Source organism: Bacillus fungorum (genome assembly GCF_002746455.1).
GTDB lineage: Bacteria > Bacillota > Bacilli > Bacillales > Bacillaceae_G > Bacillus_A > Bacillus_A fungorum.
This window is the reverse complement of record NZ_NWUW01000103.1, coordinates 1-1816: the sequence shown is the minus strand read 5'-3', so window position 1 is coordinate 1816 and position 1816 is coordinate 1. Positions and strand designations below refer to the sequence as shown.

Annotated in this window: 1 protein-coding gene; it reads left to right on the top strand. The window is 37.2% G+C overall.

The window, feature by feature from the left end:
* The first annotated feature begins 127 nt into the window (after window positions 1-127).
* Complete coding sequence (locus tag CO726_RS30795) at window positions 128-1795, top strand: IS1182 family transposase (RefSeq protein ID WP_099686813.1); 1668 nt, start codon at window positions 128-130, stop codon at window positions 1793-1795.
* The last annotated feature ends 21 nt before the right edge of the window (window positions 1796-1816 follow it).

Genomic DNA, 1816 nt, shown 5'->3' with positions numbered 1-1816 from the left:
GGGCTGTCCCATAAGTCGGTGAAACCGACTTATGGGCAGCCCTTTTTTTGCACAAAAAAATCGCCTTGTCCTGTATAATTGTAAGTAACCACACCAACAAAAACACGAAAGCAGAGGCGATTTTTTTATGAGTAACCATTCAGCTACCTTCATTCATTATAACATGGGTCAACTTATTCTACCAATGGATTATAGCGATTTAATCCCAGAAAATCATGTGGTTAGAGTCATCCATGAAATGGTAGAACAAGTCAGTGATGATTTATTCTTTTCTCGTTATCAAGGTGGTGGTCGTAGTTCATACCATCCAAAAATGATGACAAAGGTCATTCTTTATGCTTATACGCAAAAAATCTATTCTTGTCGTGATATTGCCAAATCATTACGCGAACACCTACCGATGATGTGGCTATCTGGGCAACAAATGCCCGACTTTCGAACGATCAATCGCTTCCGTTCAGAACGAATGAAAGACATGATTGAACCTCTTTTCTCAGAACTAATTCAACTATTATTAAAACAAAACTACATATCTATGGAAAACTACTTTTTAGATGGAACGAAAATTGAAGCGAATGCCAATAAGTATTCTTTCGTATGGAAAAAGTCAACAGACAGTTATGAAAAAAAGCTTCAACATAATATCCAGCATATGTTCCAACAAATCAAAGAAGCAATTGAACTTGATGAGCAATTACTAGTGGATTCAGAAGAAACAATTAAAAAAGTCACGTCTGAACAATTGGCTCAAGTAGTGAAACAGGTAGAAAAGCGAGTGAAACAAGCAGAAACAGAAGTCGAACAAGAACAAGATAAAGAAGCAAAAAAAGAGAAAAAGAAAATGTATCAAGAGAAACGGAAAATCTATAAAAAGTTAAAAGAAGACTATTTACCACGACTCCAAAAATATGAAGCACACCAAAAGATTTTTGGTGATCGAAATAGCTTTTCGAAAACGGACATAGATGCCACGTTTATGCGAATGAAAGAAGATCACATGAAAAATGGTCAATTGAAAGCTGGATATAATGTACAAGTAGGAACGGAAAATCAGTTTATTATCGGATATTCTCTTCATCAAAACCCAACAGATACTCGTTGTTTCACACCACATTTGGAGAAATTGGCACAATCGAATGTGCCTTTCCCAACAAGAATTGTCGCTGATGCAGGGTATGGAAGTGAAACAAATTATTTGTATGCGGAGGATCAAGAATTCAAAGTATTAATTCCCCCACCTATGATGAGAAAAGAAGAATCCCATTCGTATAAACAGGATATTCGCCACGCGAATAACTGGGAATACAAGGAACACAACGACTATTATGTTTGTCCAAATAACCGAAAAGTGACATTTAAACATTATTCACAACGTACAGATTCTTATGGTTATACAAGAGACTTTAAAATATATGAATGTGAAGATTGTTCGGGTTGTCCATTCAAAGAGAAATGTACAAAAGCAAAGGGAAACCGCCAAGTACACTACAACCCAGTGTATGAAGAATTAAAAGCGAAAGCAAAACAAAGCCTTTGGTCTGACGAAGGAGCACAAATCTACGCCAAGAGAAAAACGGAGGTAGAAAGCGTGTTCGGTCATATCAAGGGCAATCGGTCGTTCCGGCGATTCTCATTACGAGGATTGGTAAAAGTAACGATTGAGTTTGGGCTGGTTGCCATAGCCCACAACTTCCTCAAACAAGCGGAAAAGAACCGCTCGTTTGAGGAAGAAAATCGAAAAAATAACAAAAGCCACGAAGAAAATAAATTTTCTCTGTGGCTTTTAGTCATTTAAAGGAGCTTTTGGGACAACTCC

Excerpts from the sequence above, each read along its gene's own strand:
- CO726_RS30795 (WP_099686813.1), top strand. The coding sequence starts at position 128 with ATGAGTAACCATTCAGCTACCTTCATTCATTATAACATGGGTCAACTT.